Source organism: Streptomyces sp. NPDC002265, from assembly GCF_040296125.1.
GTDB lineage: Bacteria > Actinomycetota > Actinomycetes > Streptomycetales > Streptomycetaceae > Streptomyces.
On the sequence record NZ_JBEOWS010000030.1, the window covers coordinates 1 to 26,278 of the forward strand.

Sequence of the window (26,278 nt, forward strand, 5' to 3'; positions counted from 1 at the left end):
GTGGGGCCCTTCTACGTTGACCAAGGATCGCGTCTAGCTGCCGGCGGGCCCTTCAGAGGTCACATCCGGCGGCGGCCGGTCAGCCGTGGTTACCGTGGTTCCCCTGGTTGCCGCCCTGGTTCCCGTGATTGCCCTGGTTCCCCTGGTTGCCCTGGTTGCCCTGGTTGCCCTGGTTGCCCTGGTTGCCCTGGTTGCCCTGGTTCCCCTGGTTGCCCTGGTTCCCCTGGTTGCCCTGGTTCCCCTGGTTGCCCTGGTTGCCGCCCTGGTTCCCGTGATTGCCCTGGTTGCCCTGGTTCCCCTGGTTCCCGTGATTGCCCTGGTTGCCCTGGCCCGGAAGGTGACCGGGGAGCTGACCGGGGAGGTGACCGGGGAACTGGCCCGGCCGGTTGTTGTGGTCGCCACGGTCGTGGGTGTTGCGGTCGTGACGGTTGTCACGGCCGTCCCAGTTCCGGTCGTGACGGTCGTCGCGGTGGTTCCAGTTCCGGTCGTGGCGGTTGTCCCGGCCGTTCCAGTTCCGGTCGTGACGGTCGTCCCGGCCGTTCCAGTCCCGGTAGTCGCGGTCGCGCCACGAGTAGGAGTCGACGAACCGGTTGCGGTCGTTGCGCAGGGTGACCGTGTCGGACCGGTCGTCCAGCACGTAGCCGCGGCGGTCCTGGTAGACGTCGGTGCGCGTGTCACGGCCGATGCCCGTGTGGACACGGACCGTGGACCGGGCGTACAGACGGACGTGCCGGAAGGTGTACTTGTGGCCGTCCTCGTCCCGGAGGGTCCAGCCGTTGAGGTCGACGCTGCGGCCGCTGTAGTTGCTGAGCTGCACCCACTCCCTGTTGAGCGAGAAGTTCGAGCCGTAGAAGCGGTCGTGGCGGTTCAGGGCGTCGCGGTGCACGTCGCTGATCTCGACCCGCGACCGGTCCGCGCGGACGACGTGGTCGGCAGCGGACGCCGGCAGGGCCACCGCTCCGACGAGTGCACCGGCCGCGAGCGTCGCGGCGGCCAGACGGCGAGGGCTAACGAAAACGGACACGGAGTCCCCTTGCATGGTGCAGGCACCTTCCCGGCCGTGACGACGTGCCTGGTCGGGGGTGGTGCGGTGTGCTTGCGACGACCGGCTGGCCGTGCATTCACACTCTGGCCGCCGGGCGGCGCTGTGAACGCGATACGCGCACTGTGTGACCAAGTGATCACACTTCCGTTACCCTCGGATGCAATGTCCATCTATGCGCGATATGCACGATGTTGACGCCCCGCCATTTCGTCACCCCTTGCGGCGACTGGGCTGCACGCTCCCGCCATCCCGGGGCGTCAATACGGCGAAACCACCCCATAGCCCGAAAGTGGGTAACAATTTCCTACGGATCCGGCCACCCTGCGCGACCAGGAATCTCCAGGATCTGCCGCCCCTAGCGCTCGATCCGTACCTGCCGAGTCTCGCTCACCTGGTCCACGTCCGAGACCCTGACCGTCGCCTTCATCGTCCAGGTTCCGGGCAATGGCAGGTTGAAGGCGTCGGCCGCCCAATAGCCGCCCCTGTCGGTCACCTTGGTGTCGAGCGGGCCGATCTTCTGACCGGCGAGGGTGAAGGTCAGGCGCAGTTCGGGCACCGAGGACAGGCCGCCGTCGGGGCCGAAGACCACGGCCTCGACCGAATTGTCGCCCACCCGGCCGGGGTCGAGCGTGACCTGCACCGTGCCGTGGACCGCGGGGGTGCCGACGTCGAACGGGACCAGGGTGACGGACGCGGTGGCGATACCGGTGGCCGGAGCGGACGCCCGCGCGTCGGCCGCCTCGGTCTCGGCCCGGCCGGGGGTGGTGCCCGTCAGGGCCGTCGTGACCATCAGCACCACCGCCGCGACGGCGACCTCGGCCAGGACGGAACGGCGCAGGCCGCGCACGGTGTCGCCGTCGGCCGCCGCTCCCGTCTCCGCTCCCGATGCCGTCTCCGCCTCTGCCTCCGATGCCGTCTCCGCCTCCGATGCCGGGACGGTCACCGCCTCCGTCCCCCGGGCGGTCTCCGGCTCCGGCTCCCGCTCCGGGAGCGGTGGTCCGCCCGCCGTCACCGGCACCCGTTCCCCGGTGGCCGCCCTGGCCGCCGCGGGCCGGGCCGTCCAGCTCCGGGAGAAGGACGCCGCCGTCAGCAGCAGCGTCACCCCGGCCAGTTTGGCGAGCAGGAGGCGGCCGTAGTCCGTCCCGGTGAGCGCGGACCAGGAACCGAGACCGCGCCAGGACTGGTAGAAGCCGGTCACCACCAGCACGGTGACGGCGGTGAACGCGACCCGGGAGAAGCGGGCGACCGCATCGGCCGGGAGCGTGGTGCGGTGGAGCAGGATCAGCAGCGCCGTCAGACCGCCCAGCCAGACCGCCATCGCCAGCAGGTGCAGGACCGAGGACGTGATCGCCAGCGGAACCTGGAGGCCGGCCGAGGCGTGCTCGGCGGCCGCCCAGGTCAGGGCCAGTCCGACGGCGACCACGACGGCCGGCCCGGTCGTCGTCAGGGCCGGTCCGGCCGTCGCGGAGGCCGGAGGGCGCCTGCGGGCGCGTATCAGGAGCACGGCCGCCGGGCCCAGCAGGGCGAGGCGGGCCGTCAGCGCCAGTCCCGGACGGGTGCTCAGGGTGTGGGCCAGGGCGGACGGGTCGAGGGCCCCGGCCGGGCCCGTGCCCGCCTCGTACGGAGCACGCAGCACCAACAGCACGACGGTGGACGCCAGCAGGGTCCACCAGCCCGCCCTGAGCGGTGTGCGCAGCGGGGCGGTGTCGGCCGGGCGGCACAGCAGGACGAACGCGGCCGTGCCGATGAGCAGGGCCGCGGCGAGATAGGCGGCGTAGCGGGCCGTGTCGTAGAGGTTGCCGGTGACCGGGTCCTCGGTGGGGCCGGCGTTCACCGCGGCGGTGGTCGGGGTGGGTTCGCCGACGGAGAAGGTGAAGGCGCCGGAGACCGGGTGGCTGTCCGCCGAGACCACCCGCCAGGCCACGGTGAAGGTGCCCCGGCCCAGTTTCGCGGGCAGGGTGACCCGGGCCGTGTCCGAGCGGTCCGCCGCGTGCTGCGGCTCGCCCGTGCGCACCCGGCGGTTGTCGGGGTCGAAGACGCGGAAGGAGTCGTCGAGCAGACCGACGGACTCCGTGAAGGTCAGGGTGAGGGCGCGGGGGGCGGACTCGAGGACGGCCCCGTCGGCGGGATCGGTGCTGCGGAGGGCGGCGTGGGCCGAGGCCGGCCCCGCGCCGCCGAAAAGGAGCAGGACCAGCACGGTGCCCAGCAGCACCAGCCCTCGAAGCCGCCGGTTTCCGTGCCGTGCGCCGTACCGTCGTCCGCCATCGGGCCCTTCGCTCACGTCACCGCTCCGCCTTCGCACTCGTGTGCTCCTGGATAGGTACGGACGGGAGCAGCGCCGTGCTCACCACCGGCCGACGGGCGGGCACGGGCACCATCGTGCACACCGGCCGTGAACGGGCGGGCACGGCCCCCCTCATGGCCGCCGCACGCCCCCTCCCGGCCCACCTCACGACCGCCGCACGCCCCCACGGCCCCCGCGGGCCCGTCGTGCCCGCCGGGCCGGCCGTCGGGCCCCTCGGGGTCACCCGGGGAAGGCCACCTCCCGGCGTAGAAAGGCCAGTTGGGCGTGCTTCTCGGGCAGATACACGTCCGGGAGGTCGATCTCCGGCAGGACGACGACCGGGCCCGCCTCGAAGCCCTGGCGCAGGAAACGGCTGATCGCCCGCTCGTTGCGCACGTCGGGGTCGACCACGACCCGGCGCCGGTCCAGGACCAGCAGGACGTACGAGGCGAAGGCACCCATCAGGGCGGACGACCAGCCGGGGCGCGCTCCGCCGTCCCCGGCGGGCGCGAGCAGCACGTGTACGCCGATGTCCCCGGGCCGGACCTCGTAGCACTCGGAGACCCGGTCGGCCTCGGGTTCGTAGGTCTGGAGCAGGCCGACCGGTTCGCCGTCCCGGACGGCGAGGAAGGCGTGATGGGTGTCGAGGGTGTCCAGGTGGGCGTAGATCTCCGCCACCTGGTCCCGGGTGAGGCCGTTCATGCCCCAGAAGACGGCCCGCTCCTGGCTCGCCCAGCGATGGACGACCTCGGCGTCGGCGGCCGCGTCCAGCGGGAGGATGCGGACGGTGCCGAAGCCGTCGGTCACCTCCTCGTGGACGGCCTCGCGGGCGGGGGCGGCGTACGGATCAGACATCGGTCTCCTTCTCCAGCCGGTCCCAGTCGGTGACGACCGGGACGAGGTCTCCCGCGAGCCACAGCGGGAGCTGGTCACGGTGGTGCGGGCTGCCGGGGACGCCGTCGGCGCCGAACGGCACCACCCAGCGGCTGTCCTCGCGGCGGGCCAGGTCCCACACATAGCGGGCGGCCGGACCGCGCGCGGCGAGGTCGGTGAGGCCGGGCACGCTGGAGGTGCACAGCACACAGTCGTGGTCGCCGGAGAGCGCGGGCCCGGTGTACGACGGGTCGGGCATCGCCTGCCAGGGGGCGAGGCGGTGGGTGTCGCCCCAGACGGGGTCGGCCGGGGCCGGGTCTGCCTGATCGGCAACGGCCGCCTGTTCGGCAGGGGCCGCCTGTCCGGCCATCTGTTCGGCGGCCGTCTCCTCCAGGGCGGCGCGCACGACGGCCGGGCGGTCGATGCCGTACAGCTCCTCGGCCCGCAGCAGGTGCTCCAGGGCGAAGCCGACGCGGGGGGCGAGGGCGAGCCAGGGGAGCAGCACCTCGGCGTAGGCGGGCGGAGCGGTCAGGGCCGCGAGCGCGGGGTGGGCGGCGATCCGGCGGACGACCGCGCCGCGCAGGGCCGCGTACCGAGCCGCGTCCGTGCTGTCGGCGTCCATCCGGCGGTTCCAGCCCAGGAGGCGGTCGCGCAGGGCGGCGGCCCGCGGGGGGAGACCGTCGAGGGCCGCCACCGCCTCCAGCAGGGGCCCGGCGGAGGCGAGATGGGTGTCGGTGTGGACGGCGGGCATGTCGGCCGCGGACAGGGTGCGGTGCCCGTCGAGCAGGGCGCGGATGCGGTCGGCCCGGTGCGGGGGCGCGAACTCGACGCCGAGGGAGGCCGCGAGACCGCGCTGGTTGGCCATCACCGCGATGCCGTCGGCCAGTCCGGCCCGGGGCGGCTCGTGCCAGCCGGTCCACTCGTGGCCGGGCTCCCAGGCGGGGACCAGCCGGACCCGGTTGGCCTCGGCGCGCACCGGCACCCGGCCCGCGACCCGGTGCAGCACCGCGCCCTCGGTGTCGGCGGCCTGGACGACGTTGACGGGTTCGGCCCAGGCGTCGAGGGCGCGGTCGACGTCGGCGACCCGGCGGGCGCGCAGCAGCGGCAGGAGCGCGCCGAAGCCGAGGTCGGCGGTGACGCGGGGCGGGTAGCGCAGGCTGAGGGCGAGCGGGGTGCCGTCGTCGAGCCCCTCGGGACCGCCGGCGACGACCGGGCCGCGGTCGGTCTCGATCACCTCGACCTCGACCGGCTCCGCGCCGGCCACGCGGATCAGTTCGGTGTGGCGGGTGGCACGGTGCCAGTGGCCGTCCGGGCCGAGGGCCTCGACGCCGGCGCCGGTGCGGCGCAACCGTTCGCGGTAGAGGTCCTGGTAGTCGGCCATGGCGTTGGTGATGGCCCAGGCGACCGTGCCGGTGTGGCCGAAGTGGGCGATGCCGGGGACGCCGGGGACGGCGAGGCCGACCACGTCGAACTCGGGGCAGGCGAGGCGGATCTGCTGGTAGACGCCGGGGTTCTCGATGAAGCGGTGCGGGTCACCGGCGATGACGGCCTGTCCGGTGGTGGTGCGCTCGCCGCCGACCAGCCAGCCGTTGCTGCCGGAGGTGCCGGGGCCGTCGGTGGCGAACAGGCCGACCGCGTCCGGGCCGAGGTGGCGTACGGCCTCCTCCCGCCACAGCTTGGCGGGGAAACCGGCGAACAGGATGTGGGTGGAGAGCCAGACGGCGAGCGGGGTCCAGGGTTCCCAGCGGCCGGGGACGAGGTCCACCCGGGCGAACTCCGGGGCGTCGGCCGCCGCCAGCCCCTCGGTGACGCCCTCGGCGTAGGCCCGTACCCACTCGGCGGTCTCGGGGTCGGTGTCCTCGAGCCGGGTGTAGCAGCGCTGGGCGGTGTCCTCCAGGCGGACGCGGCGCGCGAAGCGGTCCCAGGACAGGGCCTCGGGGCCGAGGAAGGACGCGGAGGTGCCCTGGGCGCGGTGCCGCTCGACCTCCAGCTGCCAGGCGCGGTCGCGGGCGGTGACCCGGCCCTGGGCGCGGGCCAGTTCACGGGCGTCGTCGGCGCGCAGATGCGGGATTCCCCACGTGTCCCGGTAGATCTCGGTGGTCACCCCTGGCCCCTTTGCGTTTTAGGTTAGCCTTGCCTAACTATTTGGTCAGGCGGGGGAATCGTACGCGAGACGCGAAGGAGTGCCATGGGGCAGGGGCGGGGTTGGGAGGGCGCGGTCCTCAGACTGATGAGCGCCAAGGACTTCACCTGCACGGTGACGCACGCCGAGGACGTCACCGCGCACTACCGGCGGCTGCGCCTGACCGACGGCGGTCTGCTCGCGGCGACCGGCGTCCACCCGACGATGTGGGTGCGGCTGTGGTTCGACGACGCGGGCCGGCCGCACCAGCGGGCGTACACGCTGGTCGACCCGGATCCGGCGGCCGGCACCTTCGGGCTGGAGTTCGCGCTGCACCAGGGGTGCGCGAGCGACTGGGCGCGGGCGGCGAAGCCCGGGGACACCGTGGCGGTCACCGTCCAGGGCACCGGCTTCCGGCAGCCCGACCCCGCGCCCTCGCACCTCGTGGCGATCGGCGACCCCGCCTCGCTGCCCGCGGTCAACTCCCTGCTGGGGGCGCTCGGTACGGCACCGGCCACCGTCTTCTTCGAGGGCACCGCCGACGGTCTCCCGCTGCGCGCCGACCCGGCCCGCCACGAGGTGCGCCGGGTGCCCCGGCAGGACTCCGGCGCCCGGCTGGTGGAGCGGGTGAAGGCGGACCTGCCGGAACTCCTCGCGGCCACCACCGACCCGTACGTGTGGATCGCCTGCGACACGGTGACGACCCGGGCGCTGTCGTCGTACGTGCGCAAGGACCTGGGCGTCGCCCGGCACCGGGTGCACGCGCTGGGGTACTGGCGCGCGACCTGACCGGGTACAGGCGATCATCGACCCATGGACGTCACCCTGCACCTCGCCCAGGACCCCGAGGCCGACGAACTCCTCGGCCGCTCCCCGCTCGCCGCGCTGGTCGGGATGCTGCTGGACCAGCAGGTCCCGATGGAGTGGGCGTTCAAGGGGCCCTCGACGATCGCGCGGCGGATGGGCTCCGACGACCTGGACGCCGCCGCGATCGCCGTCATGGACCCGGAGGCGTTCGCCGCGCTGCTGTCCGAGAAGCCCGCCGTCCACCGTTACCCGGGGTCCATGGCCAAGCGGATCCAGCAGCTGTGCCAGTACCTCGTCGAGCACTACGACGGTGACGCCGAGGCCGTCTGGCGGGACACCGGCAGCGGCCGCGAACTGCTCACGGCGCTCCAGGAACTGCCCGGGTTCGGCAAGCAGAAGGCACAGATCTTCCTGGCGCTGCTCGGCAAGCAGCTCGGGGTGCGGCCCACCGGGTGGCGGGAGGCGGCCGGGTCCTACGGCGAGGCGAAGTCGTACCGCTCCGTCGCCGACATCACCGGGCCCGAGTCCCTGGCGAAGGTGCGGGCGCACAAGCAGGAGATGAAGGCCGCGGCGAAGGCCGCGAAGACGCCGCCCGGCCGGTGACCGTCAGCCGGCCGGACCGTCCCGGGTGGCGGTACGCCGGAGCCCGGTCCAAGCATGGATCATGACCGAGCCACCGACCGGCCCCTCCTGGGGACCGGAGTTCGACGACCGCAAGGTGCACGCCGAGCGCCCGTCCGACCCGCGTGACGGCCACGAGCCGGAACCCCCGTTCGACGGACTTCTGCGCGCCCTCTCCGAGGCCGCCTGGCAGGTCGTCCTGCTCACCGGCGTCGCCTCCCTCGTCCTGGGCGTCCTGGTCCTGATCTGGCCGCACGCCTCGGTGAAGATCGCCGGGGTCCTCTTCGGCATCTACCTGCTGATCAGCGGTGTGCTCCAGCTGATCTCCGCGTTCGGCACCCACCGCAGGACCTCGCTGCGGGTGCTGGCCTTCATCAGCGGCGCCCTGTCGATCGTGCTGGGCCTGTTCTGCTTCCGCGGCATCATGCAGTCGACCCTGCTGCTCGCCCTGTGGATCGGCATCGGCTGGCTGATCCGCGGCATCACCCAGACGCTGGCCGCCGTACAGGACTCCGCCATGCCCGCACGCGGCTGGCAGATCTTCCTCGGGGTCGTCACCTTCGTCGCCGGGATCGTCCTGATCGACTCGCCGCTGGAGTCCGTCGCCATCCTGACGCTGCTGGGCGGGATCTGGCTCATCGTGGTCGGCATCGTCGAGATCGTCACCGCGGTCCGGATGCACGGCCTGACCCACCGGACCCCACGCACGATCTGACCCGTGCCCCCGCCGCACGGCACTGGGCCGAGCGGGCGGATCTCGCGTCCGGCGCGATGGACGCCGTACGTCACCCGGGGAGATGAACCTTCGTGAGCAGCGGCGCACCCCACCTTCCCCCGTCCGGCCGGGTCCGGCCGCGGGTGCTCGTCCTGCTGCTCCTCCTGCTGCTGGCCCTGCCCGTTCCGGGCGCCCACGCGACGCTCCAAACGGCACCGGCCGCCGCCGCCTGCGGGTCCGGCGAGACGGTCGAGTACGACGTCCTCGACACCGCGCTGCGACCGCCCGGCCGTACCGCCGTGCGCCCCGCCGAGGCCCTGCGTCCCGCACCTGTGCCGGACCCGGCGGCCGGTGCGGGACGCGGCCCGCTCCCGACCCCGCACCGCGCGTACGCCCCGCACGCCGCCGCCCGCTCGATGGTTCTGCGCTGCTGACGAGCACCGGTTTCTCCCGGTCCGCTCCGTCCCGTACGACGCAAGGAACACGAACAGCCATGCCCACTGACCCGTACGCGGTCCTGCGCGCGCTGCTGCGCGCCGAGGCCGCCCGCAACACGCCGAAACCGGAAGCCGAGAAGGCGAGCGAGGCACGAAGGAGGAGCAAGGCGCGAAGGATGAGCGAAGGGGAGCCCCCGCAGCCGTGCCCGTGAGGAGAGCGGTGACGCGGCCGGTCCGGGGACCGGCCCCGGGGTCCGGTCCGGCCGTCTGATCCGGAGCCGGACCGGGCGCTGCGGGCGTCCGGTCCTGCTCCGCCCGGAGCGCGGTCCACAGCCTGTGCACAACACCCGTCGAGGACGGCGACTCCTTTCGGGCGAATGGGGCGGACGGGCCGCGTACGGACGGCCCCGGCCGTGACCGGGGACAGGCCGCCCGTTCCCCCGGGTTCGCTCTTTCCCCAGCCGGGGGCGAGGAAGGCGGCGACCGCCCGGCGGCACCGGGGGCGACGGCCCGCGGCACCGTCCGGGTGTCGTTCGTCTCCGGCCCCGTTCCCGAACGCCCCGCTTTGGACCGTCTTTTCCGGCGTCGCACTCCGTCGCCATGGCTGCGCCCGGAACGTCTGGGCCGGTAGGCTTTCCGTGTGATCTTCAAGCGCATCGGAAACGGCCGGCCGTACCCCGACCACGGCCGGGAAAGCACCCGGCAGTGGGCGGACGTCGCGCCGCGCCCGGTCCGCCTCGATCAGTTGGTGACCACCAAGCAGCAACTCGACCTGGAGACCCTCCTCGCGGAGGACTCGACCTTCTACGGCGACCTCTTCGCGCACGTCGTGAAGTGGCAGGGCGACCTGTACCTGGAGGACGGACTGCACCGAGCGGTACGGGCGGCCCTCCAGCAGCGTCAGGTGCTGCACGCACGCGTCCTCGAACTGGACTGACCCCCGCTCAGGTCCCGGTTGCCCCTTTCGGGTGCTCCTCGACCAAGTCGGATGATCATCTATTAGGCAGGGCCGCCCTCGAGCACTACGCTGCGCCCATGAGCATGCTGACTCCCCCCGGGATGGGCGGACAGTACCGGATCACGGGGGACAAATACCCGCGTATGCGCCCTCCCCGGCGGCGCGGCAGGCTCGTCGTCGTGGGCATCGTCTCCGTCGCCGTGCTGGGTGTGGTGGGCTGGGGAACACTCCAGCTCGTCGACGTCTTCACCGGCAGCGGCGACAAGGCCGCCGCCAACACCAAGGCGGCCTGCGCGCAGGGGATCAAGGTGAAGCCCTCGGCGGCCGCCGCCGCGGTGGTGCTGCCCAAGCCCGCCCAGATCACCGTCAACGTCTTCAACGCCACGCCCCGCAGCGGGCTCGCCAAGCAGACCGCGGACGAGCTCGCCAAACGCGGCTTCCACATCGGGGAAGTGGGCAACGCGTCCAAGGAGTTCGACAAGAAGGTCGCCGGCACCGGGATACTGCTCGGCCCCGCGTCCTCGCTGAAGACCTCGCTGCCGGTGCTCGGCACCCAGCTGGCCGCCGCCGAGCTCCGCACCGACGCCGCCCGCAAGAGCGCCGCCGTCGACCTCGTCATCGGCACCGCCTTCAAGCAGCTGACCGCGAAGCCGGACGCCGACAAGGCACTGGCCGCGCTGAACGCGCCCGAGGCGGCCGCCGCGACGAAGAAGAACGGCTGCTGACGGCCGTACGGCCGGTCCGGACACGGCCCCGCGGACACCCGCGGGGCCTTCGGCGACCCCGGGGAACGCCGTCCGCGCGGGCCCGTCGGAGGACACCCTCCCCGGACCGCCGGGGAACGCCGCCCTCCCGGGACCGCCGGGAGATCCCCGCGCGGGGCATCGACACGCCCGCGCGCCGGGCCCCGGGAAAAGAAGACACAGGGCCCCTGCGGGCGGGGGCGTACGGGGGACTCAGGGCCCCACGGGACCGGCCGAGGGCCCCACGGGCCGCCTGGCGGCCGCCAGGGTCCTGCCGGCTGCTCAGGGCCGCGTACGGCCGGGTCGTACGCCTACTCCGCGGCGCCGTAGAGCCGGTCGCCCGCGTCGCCCAGGCCCGGCACGATGTAGCCGTGCTCGTTGAGGTGGTCGTCGACGGCCGCCGTGACCACCGTGACCGGAGTGCCGGCCAGCTCGCGCTCCACGATCTCCACGCCCTCGGGGGCGGCGAGCAGCACCACGGCGGTGACGTCGTCGGCGCCGCGGGCGATCAGCTCCTGGATCGCCGCGACCAGCGTGCCGCCGGTGGCGAGCATCGGGTCCAGGACGTACACCTGACGGCCGGAGAGGTCCTCCGGCATGCGCGAGGCGTACGTGGAGGCCTTCAGGGTCTCCTCGTCGCGCACCATGCCCAGGAAGCCCACCTCGGCGGTCGGCAGCAGCCGCACCATGCCGTCCAGCATGCCCAGGCCCGCCCGCAGGATCGGCACGACCAGCGGGCGCGGGTAGGACAGCTTCACCCCGGTGGTCTCGGCGACCGGCGTGACGATGTCGACCTGTTCGGTGCGCACGTCACGCGTGGCCTCGTACGCGAGCAGGGTGACCAGCTCGTCGGCGAGACGGCGGAAGGTCGCTGAGTCGGTGCGGCGGTCGCGCAGCGTGGTGAGCTTGTGGGCGACCAGGGGGTGGTCGACGACGTGGAGACGCATGTCCACAACAGTAACCGGGCCGAACCCGCCCGGCGCTCCCGCACTCGGCGGGTGCCCGGCGCGGACTCGCGACGACCCCTGGCGTCGAACCGCCCGTCGGAGGGAAGGTGGTGATGACGACCGGGATGGGGTGGTGCTGTGCCTGAGTCTCCGGAACCGTCCGACCCGCCCGACCGCGACGCGCCGGAGACGGCCGCCGAGCGGCGTCGGCGACGCGCCCAGTTCCTGCGCGACCTCGCCGAGGCCCGGGAGCTGCGCGACCGCATCCAGCCCCGGCGCGCCAGGACCGCCAGGCTGCGGCACGCCATGCGCATGCGGACCTTCCGCTGGTAGCCCGCGGCACGCCGTGGGTACGGCCGGGCGGCGGCGATCACGCGGGTGGCCGTGCGTGGGCGAGGCGGAAAGCCGCGTACGATCCGCAGGTGGCAGCAACGAGTGTGCTGGTGAGTCCTGTTCGGACGTACTTGCCTCCGTGCGATCAAAACTGCCAGACACAGGGAGCCGAAGACGTCCCCTGGAGGCCTTGTTTCTGCCACGATTCCGAGTGGGTGGGCCCGGAGCACAGCTCTCCCCGCCCGCAACCTCCGCCGGGGGGACCCCCAACCGGCACGCCTATGACCAGTGGGAGAGTCACGGTGTACTTCGCCGCACTGCTCGCGCGCACCGAAGACGGGTGGGAAGCGAGCGACACGGAGCTCGACGATGTGGAGACCCTGTCGGATCTGGCCGACCTGGCCCGGGAGGCCTCTCCCGACGACGACACGGTGCTCGTACTCATCGAGCAGGAGGACGGGTGGTTCGGTGTCGTCCGGGTGGACGGCGAGGACGACCCTCGTATCTATGTCTCCGACGCCGCCGCCGCTGCCCGCAGCAGCTACGGCGAGATCCTGCTCACCGACGAACTGCTCGGCCGCGATCCGGGTGACCCCGACGACGAGCTGGACTCGCTCGACCTCGACGGCACCGAGGACGGCGACGACCAGGCCGACGACGAGGACGAGGACGGGACCGCCGGTGGCGGCGGCTCCGGCGAGATCGTGCCCCACGGCCCGGTCGGCGACCCCGGCATCCTCGACGACCTCGGCATCAGCGAGAAGGAGCTGAAGCAGCTGTCGGACGACGCGCTGACCGAGATCGCCGAGGCCCTCGGCGCCGCCGACGTCCTGGAGACGGTCCGCTGACCGCACCGGACGCGGCACGGACACCGGACCCGGTACGCGACCGCTGGCGGGCCGCGATGCGGCTCGCCCTGGCCGAGGCCGGCCGGGCCGTCCAGGGCGGAGACGTCCCCGTCGGCGCCGTCGTGCTGGCTCCGGACGGTACGACCGTGCTCGCGGCCGGGCACAACGAACGCGAGGCGGTCGGCGACCCGACCGCACACGCGGAGGTCCTCGCCGTCCGGCGGGCGGCCGCCGCGCTCGGCGAGTGGCGGCTGACCGGCTGCACACTCGTCGTCACACTGGAGCCGTGCACGATGTGCGCGGGCGCGCTCGTGCAGTCCCGCGTGGACCGGGTCGTCTACGGCGCCCGGGACGACAAGGCCGGCGCGACCGGCTCCCTGTGGGACGTCGTGCGCGACCGGCGGCTCAACCACCGCCCGGAGGTCGTCGAGGGCGTCCTGGCCGAGGACTGCGCACGGCTGCTCACCGAGTTCTTCCGGGACCGCTGAACCCGCCCCGGACACCCCGGACCGGGGGTCCCCGGGAAACGGATTTCAGAGCACGGCCCACCTTGGGGTAGTGTCTCCCTCGGTAGCGTGTCCGAGCGGCCGAAGGAGCTCGCCTCGAAAGCGAGTGTGGCGCAAGTCACCGAGGGTTCAAATCCCTCCGCTACCGCCGAAGAAGGGCCCCGTCGACAGACGGGGCCCTTCGTGCGTCCCGGACGGAAACTCCCGGAAGATCGTTGGTCCTTCAACACGCCGTGAAGTTAAACTCGCCGCCGGTAACAGGGCCCGTTGCCAGGGCTCCAGGGGCACGCCAGTCACAGGGGAGGCCGCGGTGGCGGTGAATGCGAAGAAGATCGCCGTCTATGTGCTCGTGGTCTTCGCGCTGTACGTGATCATCACGGACCCGGCCAAGGCGGCGGACTACGTCCAGATAGCCTTCGAGGGCATATCGGACGCCGCCCAGGCCATAGGCGACTTCATGACCTGGATCGCCAACGGGGCCAAGAACTAGGGCCGACCGCTCGGAGCGGCCCGGCATCGCGTCCTCCCCGCAGCCGGGACGGCCTCGGCCGCCCCGATCCGTACGAACGACCCTAGGGAGTGCCCGTGATCCGCCACCTGGTCCTCTTCAAGCTCGACGAGGGCGTGGAACGCGACGACCCGCGCGTCGTGGAGGGCGTCGCCGCCTTCCGCGCGCTCGACGGCCAGATCGACGAGCTGCGCTTCTGGGAGCTCGGCTGGAACATCAGCGACCGGCCCATCGCCTACGACTTCGCGATCAACTCGGCGGTCGAGGACGCGGACGCCCTCAAGCGCTACCTGGAGCACCCGGCGCACCAGGCCGGTGTCGCCCTCTGGCGGGAGTTCGCCACCTGGGTGGTCGCGGACTACACGTTCTGAGCCGCCGGCCCCACGCCCACACGAACAGCCCCGCGAAGCCCCGCATCGGAGCGAACGTCGCGGGGCTTTCCTGTGCCATCTGCTTCAACTCGCCCCCAACACGGCATTATGCGGTGCTTGCACACTGTGCACATGTCTTGTGATGCTATGACCGCTTTTGACGGATGATTGACCGATGAAGAGGTGGCGTTGACCGTGTCGGCCAGTACTGCGCCGCCCCAGGAGGAGACCGCCATCCGGGAGACGACCTCCGCGGCCTCCCCGGTCCCCGGGACCCCTCCTGCCCCGGGGACACCGGGAGCACCGGGCGCCCCGGCGGGTCCGGCAGGCCTGGCAGGCCCTGAGGCTCCCGAGGGCCCCGAGGACGCCGGGAGCCAGGAGGTCCCCGTCCCGGCCCCGGAGAAGCGCCGTGGCGCCGACACCCGGGCACTCACCCAGGTGCTCTTCTCCCAGCTGAAGGACCTCCAGCCGGGCACGCCGGAGCACGACCGGGTGCGCGGGGCGCTCATCGAGGCCAATCTCCCGCTCGTGCGCTACGCGGCCGCCCGCTTCCGCAGCCGCAACGAGCCGATGGAGGACGTCGTCCAGGTCGGCACCATCGGGCTCATCAACGCCATCGACCGCTTCGACCCGGAACGGGGCGTGCAGTTCCCGACGTTCGCGATGCCCACGGTCGTCGGCGAGATCAAACGGTACTTCCGTGACAACGTTCGCACCGTCCACGTACCGCGCCGGCTGCACGAGCTGTGGGTGCAGGTCAACAGCGCGACCGAGGACCTGACCACCGCCTTCGGCCGCATCCCGACCACCGCCGAGATCGCCGAGCGGCTGCGCATCGGGGAGGACGAGGTGCTGTCCTGCATCGAGGCCGGGCGGTCGTACCACGCCACCTCGCTGGAGGCCGCACAGGAGGGCGACGGGCTGCCCGGACTGCTCGACCGGCTCGGCTACGAGGATCCGGCGCTGGACGGCGTCGAGCACCGCGACCTGGTCCGCCACCTCCTGGTCCAGCTACCCGAACGCGAACAGCGAATCCTGCTCCTGCGCTACTACAGCAACCTGACCCAGTCGCAGATCAGCGCGGAGCTCGGCGTCTCCCAGATGCATGTCTCTCGGCTGCTCGCGCGCAGCTTCCAGCGGCTGCGCTCCGCGAACCGCATCGAGGCCTGACCGTGCGCCGGTTCACGGCCTGACCGTGCGCCGGCCCACCACGGGACCGCCCACCGGATCACGGCACGACCGCACACCGGATCACGGCCGAACCGCACACGGGATCAAGTCATAACCGCACACGGGATCGAATGGTCACCGTCGAGAGCGAATCGCTCACCAGGGACGTTCCCGACAGTTGTGCGGTGAAAGTCCGTCAGGCCCCGTCTTTCCAGGGCCGATTCGTTACTCACATGTCGACATGTCACTACAGCGCGTTGCCGACATGTGACATTCTGCGGGAAGAGCGTTTGCCGTGGCTCCGGCTCCGGTATTCAGGTGAAAGCTGATGTTCCTCGCCGGAACTTCCGCCGCGACCGTCCCGCGACCCAAAGGGGGTGGCATGTCCGAAGACCAGGGCAGCTCGAAGGTGCTCACACTCACGAAGAGTGCTGAGGTGCCCGTCGTGCCCGACGCGCTCGACGCCGTTACGGCCCTCGAGGCAGTGCCGGCCCCGCCTCTCCCCACCTCGGGAGCGATCGACACCCGCACCCTCTCCCGCTCCCTCTTCCTGCGGCTCGCCGCGCTGGACGAGGACAGCCCCGAGCGCGCGTACGTCCGGGACACCCTGATCGAGCTCAACCTCCCGCTGGTGCGCTACGCGGCCGCCCGCTTCCGCTCGCGCAACGAGCCGATGGAGGACATCGTCCAGGTCGGCACCATCGGCCTGATCAAGGCGATCGACCGGTTCGACTGCGAGCGCGGGGTGGAGTTCCCGACCTTCGCGATGCCGACGGTCGTCGGCGAGATCAAGCGGTTCTTCCGCGACACCTCGTGGTCGGTGCGGGTCCCGCGCCGCCTCCAGGAGCTGCGGCTGGCCCTCACCAAGGCCAGCGACGAGCTCTCCCAGAAGCTGGACCGCTCCCCCACCGTCACCGAACTCGCCGCCGTCCTGGGCGTGTCGGAGGAGGACGTCGTCGACGGCCTCGCGGTGGGCAACGCGTACACGGCGTCGTCGCTGGACTCCCCGGCCCCCGAGGACGACGGCGGCGAGGGCTCCCTGGCCGACCGCCTCGGCTACGAGGACAGCGCGCTGGAGGGCGTGGAGTACCGGGAGTCCCTGAAGCCGCTGCTGGCCAAGCTCCCCTCCCGCGAGCGGCGCATCATCATGCTGCGCTTCTTCGCCAACATGACCCAGTCGCAGATCGGCGAGGAGGTCGGCATCTCCCAGATGCACGTCTCCCGGCTGCTCACCCGGACGCTGGCACAGCTGCGCGAGGGGCTCATCTCGGACTGAGTCCGGAAGGGTCGCGGGGCTTCCTCTTTGTCGGGGCGTCGGTCACCATGGCGCGATGCTTCGAGCGACACGGGCTGCACGGGTTGAACGAGCTGCAAGGGCCGTACGGAATGTACGGCCGACATCGACATCCGGCCGTCGGGGCGCCGCACTGGGCGCGTCGGCGGCCGTCGTCGTCTGTCTGGGCGCGGTACTGGGTTCCTGCGGGAGCGGCGGGCACGGCGGGGGTTACACCGCGGTGGGCGCGGGCGCAGGGCCGTCACCGGCGCCCGGCGGGGCGGGGCGGCCGACGGGAGGCGTGACACTGGTGCCGCTCGACGGGAGCGGCGCCGGGAACGGCTCGCCGAGCGCCGGGGACGGTCCGAGCGGCGGCCGCGCGGCGGGCTCCGGGCCGGGAACCACGGCCGGAAGGCCGGACTCCGCACCCGACGGCTCCTCCGCGGGCGACTCCTCGGCCGCCGACGGTACGGCCGGTGGCACGGGATCCTCCGGCGGTACGGGCCCCGGGACGCCGCCGTCCGTCCCGGCCGGACCTGGTACGGGCTCCCACCCTCCGTCGGTACCCTCCACGCCGGCCGCGTCCGCCGCACCTGCCGCCCTGAGCGTGGGCGAGCCGGTGCGTACGGCGGCGGACGAGCGGTGGTGCGAGAAGGTGAGCCTCGCGCTGCGCAACACCGGTGGAACCGAGGTGCGTTCGGGCACGGTGACCTTCGGTACGCACATCATCGGCGCGCTGGGCGTCGACTGGGCCACCGTCGGGTCGACCGCGGGACTTCCGGTCCCGATCGCGGCCGGCGCCCGGGAGGAGCGGACCTGGACGGTGTGCGTCGACGCGTGGCGCGTGCCGCTCGGGATGCACGTGGAGACGCGGGACGTGTCCGTCCAGTGGGAGTGACGGACACGACAAACGTGGCGGACGGAACGGATGCGGTGGAGGTGGTGGGGGCGGGGGTGGCGGACCGGCCTACTTGAGGGCGAGCCAGGCCACGGCGGCGACGATCGCGACGGCGACGACGACGCCCACGATCAGGCCGACACGGGGTCCGCCGGACGAGGCCACCGTCTGCTGCTGTCGGCTCTGGGGGGCCTCGTCGACGAACGCACGGAACATCTGGGTGCTGCCGGCGGGGTCGTGGTTGCCCTGCGGGTTCTGGGAGTTAGCCATGGGCCAGGACACTAGCGAATTCGGCGGGTCCGGCCCAAGTGGGGGCTCCGGTCCCGGGTCCGCCCCGCATCACCGGGGCCCACCTGCGGATTTACGTTAGCAATACTTGCCTTTGCCAAGTTTTTGAGCCCGCACCCCGCCTCTTTATTTGCCTGCAGCAACCAACATCTCTATGGTTGCCCTAAGCAACGAATACCGGGAGGTGTGATGGCCGAGCAGGCGCAGTTCCAGGAGCTGGCGCACCAGCTCAGCGCCGTCGGGGCCGTGAAACGGGACCTCGGGCGGATCCTGCCGCACGACTGCCCGGCCGGCTCGGCTGCCGTGCTGACGCTGCTCGGCCGCCATGGGGACATGCGCATGAGCAAGCTCGCGGAGCTGCTCGCCGTGGACATGTCGGTCACCAGCCGTCATGTCGCGCACGTCGCCGAGCGGGGCTGGATCGAACGGTCCCCCGACCCGGCGGACAAGCGCTCGCGCATCCTGCACCTCACGGACACGGGCCGCGACCAGCTCGACACGCTGTACCGGCGGAGCACCGAGCTGCTCGCCGACCGGCTGAGCGACTGGACCGACGACGAGGTCGGACAGCTCATAGGGCTGATGACACGCCTGAGAGCGAGCTTCGGCGACTGCCGCTCCTCGCCCCGGCTGCCGCCTCCCGCACTCGAGACGACCACCCGTACACCCGCAAGCACGTAAGAGAAGGAAGCCCATGGCAACGACCACACCAGCCGGTGTGCGGGCTCACGCCAAGCACGGGGGAGGCTCCTCCGACGCCCCGATGACCCACCGGCAGATCATGGAGGCGCTCTCCGGGCTGCTGCTCGGCATGTTCGTGGCGATCCTGTCGTCCACGATCGTCTCCAACGCCCTGCCCAAGATCATCGGCGACCTGGGCGGCGGCCAGTCCGCCTACACCTGGGTCGTCACGGCCTCGCTGCTGGCGATGACCGCCACCACCCCCCTGTGGGGCAAGCTGTCCGACCTGTACAGCAAGAAGGCGCTCGTCCAGATAGCGCTGATCATCTACGTGCTGGGATCGGCCGCCGCCGGCCTGTCGCAGAACCCCGGCATGCTCATCGCCTGCCGTGTCGTCCAGGGCGTCGGTGTCGGCGGTCTGTCCGCCCTCGCCCAGATCGTCATGGCCGCGATGATCTCCCCGCGTGAGCGCGGGCGTTACTCCGGCTACCTGGGCGCCACGTTCGCGGTCGCGACCGTCGGCGGCCCGCTGCTCGGCGGTGTCATCACCGACACCGAGTGGCTCGGCTGGCGCTGGTGCTTCTACGTCGGCGTGCCCTTCGCGGTCATCGCGCTGATCGTGCTGCAGAAGACCCTGCACCTGCCCGTCGTCAAGCGCCAGGTCAAGGTGGACTGGAGCGGCGCGTTCTTCATCTCCGCGGCGGTCTCGCTGCTGCTGGTCTGGGTCACCTTCGCCGGTGACAAGTACGACTGGATCTCGTGGCAGACGTACGCGATGGTCGGCAGCTCTATCGTCCTCGGACTGCTGTTCGTCCTGGTCGAGTCGAAGGCCAGCGAGCCGATCATCCCGCTGCGGCTGTTCCGCAACCGCACCATCACCCTGTCGTCGCTCGCCTCGCTCTTCGTCGGCGTCGCGATGTTCACCGGCACGGTCTTCTTCAGCCAGTACTTCCAGCTGGCCCGCGACAAGTCCCCGACGATGTCCGGCGTGCTGACCATCCCGATGATCGGCGGTCTGTTCGTCTCCTCCACCGTGTCCGGCCAGTTCATCACCCGGACCGGCAAGTGGAAGGTCTGGCTGGTCAGCGGCGGTGTGCTGGTGACGGCCGGTCTCGGTCTGCTGGGCACCATCCGGTACGACACGGACTACTGGAAGATGGCCATCTTCATGGCCCTGCTGGGCCTCGGCATCGGCATGATGATGCAGAACCTGGTCCTGGCCACGCAGAACCAGGTGGCGCCCTCCGACATCGGCGCGGCGAGCTCCACGGTCACCTTCTTCCGTTCCCTCGGCGGTGCGGTCGGCGTCTCCGCGCTCGGCGCGGTCATGGCCCACCGCATCACCGACTACGTCAAGGACGGCCTGGCCGGCCTCGACCCCCAGTACGCCGCCGCCGCGTCCAAGTCCAGCGGCAGCATCCCCGACATGGACACGCTGCCCGCGCCGCTGCGCACGGTCATCGAGAGCGCGTACGGCCACGGCATCGCGGACGTCTTCATGATCGCGTCCGTCCTGGCGCTGCTCGCCTTCCTCATCACGCTGTTCATCAAGGAGGTCCCGCTGCGCAGCAAGGGCGCCCTGGCGCAGGCCGCCTCGGAGGACTCCCCGGCCGAGGCCCCGGCCGCGGTCGCGGCTCAGGCCGCGGAGAGCGCTCCGGCTCCGGCCCCCGTTCCCGAGCCCGCCCTCGCGCAGGCCGGTCCCGAGGGCACCCAGCGCCTGGCCGCGGTCGCCACGGTGGCCGCCGGTGCGGCCGCGGGCGGCGGCACCCCGGTGCACGGCTTCGTGCGCGGCGCCGAGAGCGCGCCCGTCCCGCGGGCCGCGGTCACGCTGATCTCCCTGGCGGGACAGCAGCTGGGCCGGTCGGTCGCGCATTCCGACGGCGCCTACTCGGTGGACGCGCCCGGCACGGGCTCGTACGTCCTGATCGCCTCCGCCGACGGCTACCAGCCGCAGGCGTCCACGATCGTCGTGGACGGCGAGCCGGTGGCGTACGACATCCTGCTCAGCGGCACCAGCGGGCTGACCGGTGTCGTCCGCGAGGCCGAGAGCGCGCTGCCGGTCAAGGACGCGATGGTGATCGTCACCGATGTGCGCGGGGACCTGCTGGCCACCGCCGCCACCGGTGAGCAGGGCGAGTTCTCCTTCGCCGAGCTGGTGCCCGGCACGGTGACCCTCGCGGTCAACGCCGACGGCCACCGGCCGCGCGCCCTGCCCGTCGAGGTGGGCGGCACCGGCGTCACCCGGGTCGAGATCGACCTCGCCCCGGGCGCCCGGCTCCAGGGCGTGGTGCAGGCCCCGCACGGTCCGCTGGCCGACGCCCGCGTGACGCTGGTGGACGCGGCGGGCAACGTGGTCGGCACGGCCACCACGGGGTCGGACGGGGCGTACGCCTTCACCGACCTGGACGGCGGCGAGTACACCGTGATCGCGACGGGCTACCCGCCGGTGGCCACCGCGCTGACGGTCGCCGGTCCCGGCGTCGACGGACACGACATCCGGCTCGCCCACCCCGGCGAGTAGTCACACTCCGGCCCGTGGCGGCCGGCGCGCCCGGAGCGGCGGCGCGCCCCTGCCACGGGCCGGTTTCATCGCGACCAATTTCTGATGCTTTGCAGGGAGAAAACGGGATGGGACTGACCGCGAGGATCCGCACCCGGGACGGATGGGCCGTGTCGCACGCGGTCGTCACCGTGACCGACACGACCGGCAGCCAGGTGCTGCGGGCCGAGGCGGACGCCGAGGGCGCGGTACGGGACGCGAACCCGCTGGCGCCGGGGGCGTACACGGTGATCGTCACCGCCGTCGGGTACGCGCCGGCCGCCGCGAGCGCGATCGTCACCGCGAGCGGGCGGGCCGAGGTCGGGACGGTGACGCTGGCCCGGCAGGGCGGCACCGAGCTGCCGCCGCCGGGGCCGTGGACCATCGACCCGGCGCACTCCACGGTGGGCGCGATCGCCCAGCATCTGGGCATCTCCAGCGTGCGCGGCAGGTTCACGGAGTTCGCGGGCACGGTGGAGATCGCCCCGGACGACATCACCAAGTCCCGGGTCGAGGCGGTGATCCGCGCCGCCTCCATCGACACCGGCAACGGGACGCGCGACACCCACCTGCGCTCCGCGGACTTCCTGGACGCCGAGGTGTTCCCCGAGATCACCTTCCGCTCCACCGGCCTGACGGCGGCGGGCTCCGACCGCTGGACCGTCCACGGCGAGCTGGCCATGCGCGGGGTCGTACGGCCCGTCGACCTGGACCTCGCCTACCTCGGCACCGGCTCCGACCCGTGGGGCGGCACCCGGGCCGCCTTCCGGGCGACCACCGAGCTGCACCGCGAGGACTTCGCCATGAACTACAACCAGATCGTCCAGGCCGGCATCGCGGCCATCGGTACGACCCTCAGGGTCGAACTGGACGTCCAGGCGGTACAGGGCGAGTCACTGCCGCAGACCTGACCGCGAGGGGCGCGGGCGAAGTTGCCCTCTAGGAGCGGGTGTTCGCGTCCACGACCGTGCGGGCCAGGTCGCGCAGCTTGATGTTCTCGCGTTGCGAGGCGCGCACCAGACTGTCGAACGCCTGCGCCGCGTCGATGTTCAGACGCTCCATCAGGATGCCGGTGGCCTGGCCGATCAGATCCCGGGTGCGCATGGCCTCGGTGAGCTGCTCGCGCACGGTCGCCGAGTCGAGGGCCAGGCCGACGTGCGCGGTGAACAGCCGGCCGACGCGGGTGGCGGTCTCGTCGAAGGTGCGCGGCTTGCGGGCGTACACGGTCAGCACGGTCAGGCGCTGCCGGTCCGCCCGCAGCCGCAGGGCCAGCGCCGAACGCAGTCCGAGAGCGGCCAGCTCGCCGTCGCCCTCGCCGCCCTCGGACTCGCTGTCGTCGAGGCGTACGACCGGGGTGTTCCGCAACCGGTGCCAGTACGGCCGTACGGCACGGACCTGGGCCGGGGACTCGGCGGCGCGGACGACGTCGTCGGACCAGGCGACCGGGTGCCGGCGGTCGGTGCCGTCGAGCACGGAGATCCCGGCGTGCTCGGCCCCGGGCAGCAGACGCACGGCCAGCCGGACCGCGGTGCGCAGCGTGCCGTGCGGGGTGTCCGTGTCGTGCAGCTGCCGAGCCGCCGCCGTCAGGGCTTCGGCCAGCTCGAACCCGACAGGAAATCGGGGCAATTCAGAAAACTCGGACGCAGTCACCACGAACCTCTTCGGCATGCACGACCGACCGGTCGCGCGCAGGAGAGCTCCGCAGCACATTCCCGACTGCGAGCAAAGGACGAAGAGCACCTTATCTGCTCCGTCGGGTGGTGATGACGCCCGGCTGACGGACCGTCCGGTCGCCCTTTCGCAGCGGGCCGTGGGCGTGATGGAATGGGCGGCAGGTCAGGAAGTGGCCTCCCCGGAACCCGGACGAGTACGCCTTCTGCCAGGTGAGTGACGTGACCTACCTCCCGACACCCTGCCGGGTGCGCGACCTGCCCGGCTGCACCTTGTTGACCCTGCCCCCGGAAATAGACCTCTCCAACGCGACCACGGTGTTCGACGCCGTCGCCGGCGCCGTGCACGCCCGCGGCGACCGGCTGGCGATGCTGGTCCTGGACCTCACGGGCACCCGCTTCATGGACTCCCAGGGCGCCCGCCTGGTCGACGACGTACGCCGGCTGCTGGGCCCGCGGGTCCCGCTCCGGGTCGCCGCCTCACCCTCGGGAGTGCCGCGCCGCGTCCTGGAGCTGACCGGGGTACGCCGCGACGTGCCCGTGTACGACGACGCGTCGCAGGCCCGGTCGGCCTGAGCGGCTGCCCTAGGCTGGCGTCATGGCACCGAACATCGCGACCAACACCTCCGTGACGCTGGACGAGTTGCTCGACTTCGTACGCCCCCGCCACCGCGCCCTCCTGCTGACCCGGCGGGCCGACGGCAGCCCCCAGGGATCGCCGCTGACCTGCGGGGTCGACGACTCGGGCCGGATCGTGGTCTCCACCTACCCGGAGCGCGCCAAGACCCGTAACGCCCGGCGGGACGCCCGGGTCAGCGTGATCGTGCTCAGCGACGACTGGAACGGCCCCTGGGTCCAGGTCGACGGCACGGCCGAGGTCCTCGACAGCCCCGACTCCGTGGAGCCGCTGGTCGAGTACTACCGGAACATCGCCGGCGAACACCCCGACTGGGACGAGTACCGGGCCGCGATGGTCAAGCAGGGCAAGTCGATCATCCGGATCACCCCGGAGCGCTGGGGCCCGGTGGCGACCGGCGGCTTCCCCGCACGGCTCGCGCCCGAGGAGTAGCGGGACGGGCGAGCGGGACGGGCGAGCGGACCGCGAAAGTCCGGTCAGCCGCGTTCCACCATCGCCTCGATGCCGGCCACCAGCAGGTCCAGGGCGAAGGCGAAGTCGCGGTCCATCATCTCCGCGACCGTGTCGCCGCCGCGGGCGGCCATGAGGTCCCGGGACTCCTGGATCACGTCGGCGGTGTCCGGGGCCTCGTACGCCGCGCTCATGGCCTGCTGGAAGTAGTCGTCCGGGCCCACACCGGCGTCCGCGACGCGGGCGAGGAAGTGGCCCTCGATCGTGCCGTAGCCGTACACGAACTGGAAGACGGCGGAGATCGCGCCCGTGACGCGGTGCGCGGGCAGCCCGGTGCGCCGGACGACGCGCTGCACCTGGCGGGAGAAGGCCAGCGAGTTGGGGCCGATGTTGAGGTACCGCCCGGCGAGCGGCGAGAGCCAGGGGTGCCGCACCAGCAGCGCCCGGTACTCGGCGGCCAGCGTCCGCAGCCCGTCGCGCCAGTCCTTCGCGTCCCCGGCGTCCTGATCGGGCAGGCGCAGCTCGCCGAAGGCCGCGTCCAGGGCGAGTTCGAGGAGGTCGTCCTTGGTGTCGACGTACCAGTAGACGGACATCGCGGTCACGTTGAGCTCGGCGGCCAGCCGCCGCATGGAGAACCTGGCCAGCCCCTCGGCGTCCAGGAGACGGACCGTGGCCTCGGTGATCCGGTCACGGTCGAGTCCCGACGGCTGGCCGCCCCCGCGTCCGCCCCGGCGCGCCTTGCCCTCCAGCCACACGCTGCTGCGCGCGGGCCGCCCGGCCGCCTTCTCGCCCTGTTCCGCCTGCTCGCTCTGTTCCGCCTTCTCGCCCTGCTCCGGCTGCTCGCTCTGTTCCGGCTGCTCCATGGCGCACCTTCCTCGACACTCCCGCGGCCCGCTCACGATGCCAGGTGCGGCACCTCGGCCTGCCCCCGGCTCGGGGACCGGCCCGGGACCCGGCCGAAGGTCCGGACCAGGGCCTACGCCGTCACCACCTCCGAGTCTGCCCGCTCCGCCCGGTGCAACAACGCCGCGGCGAGGATCCCGCCGAGCAGTACGGCCACCGCGCCCACGAGCTGGCTGACCTGGAGTCCGGACGAGAACGCGTCGGTGACCCGGGCCCGCTCCCGCTCCCCGTCGGCGGCCGCCAGCGCCGCGGGCAGCGAACCCGCCGCCACCGGAACCAGCGCCGCGAAACGGGAGTTGAGCACCGCGCCCAGGACGGCGACGCCCAGTCCGTTGCCGAACTCGGCGAGCGTGCCGTTGATCCCGGCACCGACGCCGGCCTTCTCCGGCGGGATCGCGCTCATGATGGCGTGCGCCATGGCGGGGTTGGCGACCGCGCAGCCCGCGCCGATGAGCAGCAGACCCAGCAGTGTGCCCGCGTAACCGTGGGCGGCGAGCGTGGCGATCGACACCAGGCCGCCGGACATCAGCGCCATGCCCAGCGCTATCGACACCGGCGTGCCGAGCCGCTTCGTCCACTTCGCCGACAGACCGGAGAAGTTCAGGGCGACGACGGACAGCGCGAGCGGCGCGGTGCGCAGCCCCGCCTCCAGGGGGCCGTACCCGAGGACGAACTGGAGGTGCTGGGTGAGCAGGAACAGCGCGCCGCCCATGCCGAACGTGATCAGGACCGCGCCGGCCACCGCGCCGCTGAAGCGGCGGTCGCGGAAGAACTCCAGGTCGAGCATCGGGTCCTGGACCCGGCTCTCCCAGTGGGCGAACAGGGCGAGTACGGCCACCGCGACGGCCGCGCTCACCAGCACCCGGGCCGAGGTCCAGCCGTGCGCAGGGCCGGAGATGATCGCGAACACCAGCGTGGTCATCCCGATGGTGGACAGCAGGGCGCCGAGCAGGTCCGGGCGCTCGCCCCGGGGGTTCCTGGACTCGGGGACGAGGGCCACGACCGCGGCCAGGCCGAGCGCCGCGACCGGCAGGTTGATCAGGAAGATGGCGCCCCACCGGAAGTGGTTCAGCACGAAGCCGCCGATGAGCGGACCGGCCGCGAAGCCGAGGGCGTTGACCGCGGCCCAGATGCCGATCGCCCTGGCGTGCTCCTCGGGCGCGAAGATTTGCATCACCACGGCCAGTGTGGTCGTCAGCAGCAGCGCGCCGCCGACGCCCATACCGGCCCGCGCGGCGATCAACTGGCCGGTGGAGTCGGCGAGTCCGGCCACCAGCGAGCCCGCGCCGAACAGCACGAGGCCGGTGATCAGCATCCTCTTGCGGCCGTAGCGGTCGGCCGCGCTGCCTGCGGTGAGCAGCAGACCCGACTGCACGAGCGAGTACGCGTTGATCATCCACTGGATGTCGGAGGTGCTCGCGCCCAGTTCGCGGGTGAGCGAGGGGATCGCGACGTTCAGCACGGTGTTGTCGAGCAGCACGGTGAGCTGCGCCAGGCATATGACACCGAGTATCAGCCAGCGCTGGGGGTGGCTCTGCGGAGTGGACATGCTCTACACCGTAGAACAGCTCCTATACGACGTACAGCGAGTATGCGGCGAGCGAGAGGAAGGGCGGTGGCCGTCGGCCACCGCCCTTTCCGTCCCGGCCGA

Annotated in this window: 29 protein-coding genes and 1 tRNA gene; 21 read left to right on the forward strand and 9 right to left on the reverse strand. The window is 72.4% G+C overall.

Annotated elements, in window-relative coordinates:
* Positions 1-79: 79 nt before the first annotated feature.
* The 4 genes from ABT085_RS46660 to ABT085_RS08125 form a co-directional block, all read right to left on the reverse strand.
* Positions 80-1,024, reverse strand: a complete 945-nt coding sequence (locus ABT085_RS46660) for a lamin tail domain-containing protein (RefSeq protein ID WP_502982681.1) — start codon at positions 1,022-1,024, stop codon at positions 80-82.
* A 376-nt stretch (positions 1,025-1,400) separates the two neighbouring features.
* On the reverse strand, positions 1,401-3,257 hold the full coding sequence (locus tag ABT085_RS08115) for a copper resistance CopC/CopD family protein (RefSeq protein WP_351603515.1): 1,857 nt from the start codon (positions 3,255-3,257) through the stop codon (positions 1,401-1,403).
* Positions 3,258-3,569: 312 nt separating this feature from the next.
* Entirely contained in the window at positions 3,570-4,184 is a 615-nt protein-coding gene (locus tag ABT085_RS08120) for a GNAT family N-acetyltransferase (protein ID WP_351603443.1), read from the reverse strand.
* A complete protein-coding gene (locus tag ABT085_RS08125) occupies positions 4,177-6,306 on the reverse strand; it encodes a penicillin acylase family protein (RefSeq protein WP_351603445.1) in 2,130 nt (709 codons plus the stop codon). The genes ABT085_RS08120 and ABT085_RS08125 overlap by 8 nt, the downstream gene beginning before the upstream one ends.
* Before the next feature lie 84 nt (positions 6,307-6,390).
* Here ABT085_RS08125 and ABT085_RS08130 point away from each other — a divergent pair, with 84 nt between their 5' ends.
* From ABT085_RS08130 to ABT085_RS08160, 7 genes are all read left to right on the forward strand, one after another.
* On the forward strand, positions 6,391-7,113 hold the full coding sequence (locus ABT085_RS08130) for a siderophore-interacting protein (RefSeq protein ID WP_351603447.1): 723 nt from the start codon (positions 6,391-6,393) through the stop codon (positions 7,111-7,113).
* 24 nt (positions 7,114-7,137) lie between these two features.
* The gene (locus tag ABT085_RS08135) at positions 7,138-7,734 is read left to right on the forward strand and encodes an HhH-GPD-type base excision DNA repair protein (RefSeq protein ID WP_351603449.1); all 597 of its coding nucleotides are present in this window, start codon (positions 7,138-7,140) and stop codon (positions 7,732-7,734) included.
* Between the two features lie 61 nt (positions 7,735-7,795).
* A complete protein-coding gene (locus ABT085_RS08140) occupies positions 7,796-8,467 on the forward strand; it encodes an HdeD family acid-resistance protein (RefSeq protein WP_351603451.1) in 672 nt (223 codons plus the stop codon).
* A 92-nt stretch (positions 8,468-8,559) separates the two neighbouring features.
* Entirely contained in the window at positions 8,560-8,901 is a 342-nt protein-coding gene (locus ABT085_RS08145; protein ID WP_351603453.1) for a hypothetical protein, read from the forward strand.
* A 59-nt stretch (positions 8,902-8,960) separates the two neighbouring features.
* Positions 8,961-9,116: a hypothetical protein gene (locus tag ABT085_RS08150; RefSeq protein ID WP_351603455.1), complete on the forward strand. Its 156-nt coding sequence runs from the start codon at positions 8,961-8,963 to the stop codon at positions 9,114-9,116.
* 428 nt (positions 9,117-9,544) lie between these two features.
* Positions 9,545-9,841 carry a type II toxin-antitoxin system VapB family antitoxin gene (locus tag ABT085_RS08155; RefSeq protein ID WP_004943146.1) on the forward strand — a complete coding sequence of 99 codons (297 nt, stop codon included), beginning with the start codon at positions 9,545-9,547 and terminating at the stop codon, positions 9,839-9,841.
* A gap of 98 nt (positions 9,842-9,939) precedes the next feature.
* Complete coding sequence (locus ABT085_RS08160; protein WP_351603457.1) at positions 9,940-10,587, forward strand: LytR C-terminal domain-containing protein; 648 nt, start codon at positions 9,940-9,942, stop codon at positions 10,585-10,587.
* A 329-nt stretch (positions 10,588-10,916) separates the two neighbouring features.
* Here ABT085_RS08160 and upp read toward each other — a convergent pair whose 3' ends face one another.
* Positions 10,917-11,552, reverse strand: coding sequence for a uracil phosphoribosyltransferase (gene upp, locus ABT085_RS08165; protein WP_152893632.1), 636 nt, complete (start codon positions 11,550-11,552; stop codon positions 10,917-10,919).
* 138 nt (positions 11,553-11,690) lie between these two features.
* On the opposite strand from upp, the gene ABT085_RS08170 reads away from it, so the two are divergent.
* The 9 genes from ABT085_RS08170 to ABT085_RS08210 all read left to right on the forward strand — a co-directional run bounded on the left by ABT085_RS08170 (position 11,691) and on the right by ABT085_RS08210 (position 17,459).
* Complete coding sequence (locus ABT085_RS08170; RefSeq protein ID WP_351603459.1) at positions 11,691-11,885, forward strand: hypothetical protein; 195 nt, start codon at positions 11,691-11,693, stop codon at positions 11,883-11,885.
* Between the two features lie 302 nt (positions 11,886-12,187).
* The gene (locus ABT085_RS08175; protein ID WP_351603517.1) at positions 12,188-12,733 is read left to right on the forward strand and encodes a tRNA adenosine deaminase-associated protein; all 546 of its coding nucleotides are present in this window, start codon (positions 12,188-12,190) and stop codon (positions 12,731-12,733) included.
* Between the two features lie 56 nt (positions 12,734-12,789).
* Positions 12,790-13,221, forward strand: a complete 432-nt coding sequence (tadA, locus tag ABT085_RS08180; RefSeq protein ID WP_351603461.1) for a tRNA adenosine(34) deaminase TadA — start codon at positions 12,790-12,792, stop codon at positions 13,219-13,221.
* Positions 13,222-13,302: 81 nt separating this feature from the next.
* Positions 13,303-13,387 (forward strand) — tRNA-Ser (locus tag ABT085_RS08185).
* 162 nt (positions 13,388-13,549) lie between these two features.
* Positions 13,550-13,729 carry a hypothetical protein gene (locus ABT085_RS08190; protein ID WP_152893628.1) on the forward strand — a complete coding sequence of 60 codons (180 nt, stop codon included), beginning with the start codon at positions 13,550-13,552 and terminating at the stop codon, positions 13,727-13,729.
* 95 nt (positions 13,730-13,824) lie between these two features.
* The gene (locus ABT085_RS08195) at positions 13,825-14,118 is read left to right on the forward strand and encodes a Dabb family protein (RefSeq protein ID WP_351603463.1); all 294 of its coding nucleotides are present in this window, start codon (positions 13,825-13,827) and stop codon (positions 14,116-14,118) included.
* A 195-nt stretch (positions 14,119-14,313) separates the two neighbouring features.
* Positions 14,314-15,288 carry an RNA polymerase sigma factor SigF gene (locus tag ABT085_RS08200; protein WP_502982683.1) on the forward strand — a complete coding sequence of 325 codons (975 nt, stop codon included), beginning with the start codon at positions 14,314-14,316 and terminating at the stop codon, positions 15,286-15,288.
* A 382-nt stretch (positions 15,289-15,670) separates the two neighbouring features.
* Positions 15,671-16,564, forward strand: a complete 894-nt coding sequence (locus ABT085_RS08205) for an RNA polymerase sigma factor SigF (protein WP_351603465.1) — start codon at positions 15,671-15,673, stop codon at positions 16,562-16,564.
* A 298-nt stretch (positions 16,565-16,862) separates the two neighbouring features.
* On the forward strand, positions 16,863-17,459 hold the full coding sequence (locus ABT085_RS08210) for a hypothetical protein (protein ID WP_351603467.1): 597 nt from the start codon (positions 16,863-16,865) through the stop codon (positions 17,457-17,459).
* A gap of 69 nt (positions 17,460-17,528) precedes the next feature.
* On the opposite strand, the gene ABT085_RS08215 is transcribed toward ABT085_RS08210, so the two are convergent.
* Positions 17,529-17,729 (reverse strand): hypothetical protein, encoded by a 201-nt coding sequence (locus ABT085_RS08215; protein WP_351603469.1) that lies wholly within the window; start codon positions 17,727-17,729, stop codon positions 17,529-17,531.
* Between the two features lie 207 nt (positions 17,730-17,936).
* Here ABT085_RS08215 and ABT085_RS08220 point away from each other — a divergent pair, with 207 nt between their 5' ends.
* The 3 genes from ABT085_RS08220 to ABT085_RS08230 all read left to right on the forward strand — a co-directional run bounded on the left by ABT085_RS08220 (position 17,937) and on the right by ABT085_RS08230 (position 21,878).
* On the forward strand, positions 17,937-18,428 hold the full coding sequence (locus ABT085_RS08220) for a MarR family winged helix-turn-helix transcriptional regulator (RefSeq protein ID WP_351603471.1): 492 nt from the start codon (positions 17,937-17,939) through the stop codon (positions 18,426-18,428).
* Between the two features lie 82 nt (positions 18,429-18,510).
* Positions 18,511-20,949 (forward strand): MFS transporter, encoded by a 2,439-nt coding sequence (locus ABT085_RS08225; RefSeq protein ID WP_502982688.1) that lies wholly within the window; start codon positions 18,511-18,513, stop codon positions 20,947-20,949.
* A gap of 107 nt (positions 20,950-21,056) precedes the next feature.
* Positions 21,057-21,878 carry a YceI family protein gene (locus ABT085_RS08230; RefSeq protein WP_351603477.1) on the forward strand — a complete coding sequence of 274 codons (822 nt, stop codon included), beginning with the start codon at positions 21,057-21,059 and terminating at the stop codon, positions 21,876-21,878.
* A gap of 28 nt (positions 21,879-21,906) precedes the next feature.
* On the opposite strand, the gene ABT085_RS08235 is transcribed toward ABT085_RS08230, so the two are convergent.
* Positions 21,907-22,635 carry a GAF and ANTAR domain-containing protein gene (locus ABT085_RS08235; RefSeq protein ID WP_351603479.1) on the reverse strand — a complete coding sequence of 243 codons (729 nt, stop codon included), beginning with the start codon at positions 22,633-22,635 and terminating at the stop codon, positions 21,907-21,909.
* A 224-nt stretch (positions 22,636-22,859) separates the two neighbouring features.
* Between ABT085_RS08235 and ABT085_RS08240 the strand changes: the two genes are divergently transcribed.
* Both ABT085_RS08240 and ABT085_RS08245 read left to right on the forward strand, forming a co-directional pair.
* Entirely contained in the window at positions 22,860-23,213 is a 354-nt protein-coding gene (locus tag ABT085_RS08240; protein ID WP_351603481.1) for an STAS domain-containing protein, read from the forward strand.
* A gap of 22 nt (positions 23,214-23,235) precedes the next feature.
* Entirely contained in the window at positions 23,236-23,706 is a 471-nt protein-coding gene (locus ABT085_RS08245; RefSeq protein WP_351603483.1) for a PPOX class F420-dependent oxidoreductase, read from the forward strand.
* A gap of 44 nt (positions 23,707-23,750) precedes the next feature.
* Here ABT085_RS08245 and ABT085_RS08250 read toward each other — a convergent pair whose 3' ends face one another.
* Both ABT085_RS08250 and ABT085_RS08255 read right to left on the reverse strand, forming a co-directional pair.
* Positions 23,751-24,479, reverse strand: a complete 729-nt coding sequence (locus tag ABT085_RS08250) for a TetR/AcrR family transcriptional regulator (protein WP_351603521.1) — start codon at positions 24,477-24,479, stop codon at positions 23,751-23,753.
* A 221-nt stretch (positions 24,480-24,700) separates the two neighbouring features.
* The gene (locus tag ABT085_RS08255; RefSeq protein ID WP_351603485.1) at positions 24,701-26,176 is read right to left on the reverse strand and encodes an MFS transporter; all 1,476 of its coding nucleotides are present in this window, start codon (positions 26,174-26,176) and stop codon (positions 24,701-24,703) included.
* Between the last annotated feature and the right edge of the window lie 102 nt (positions 26,177-26,278).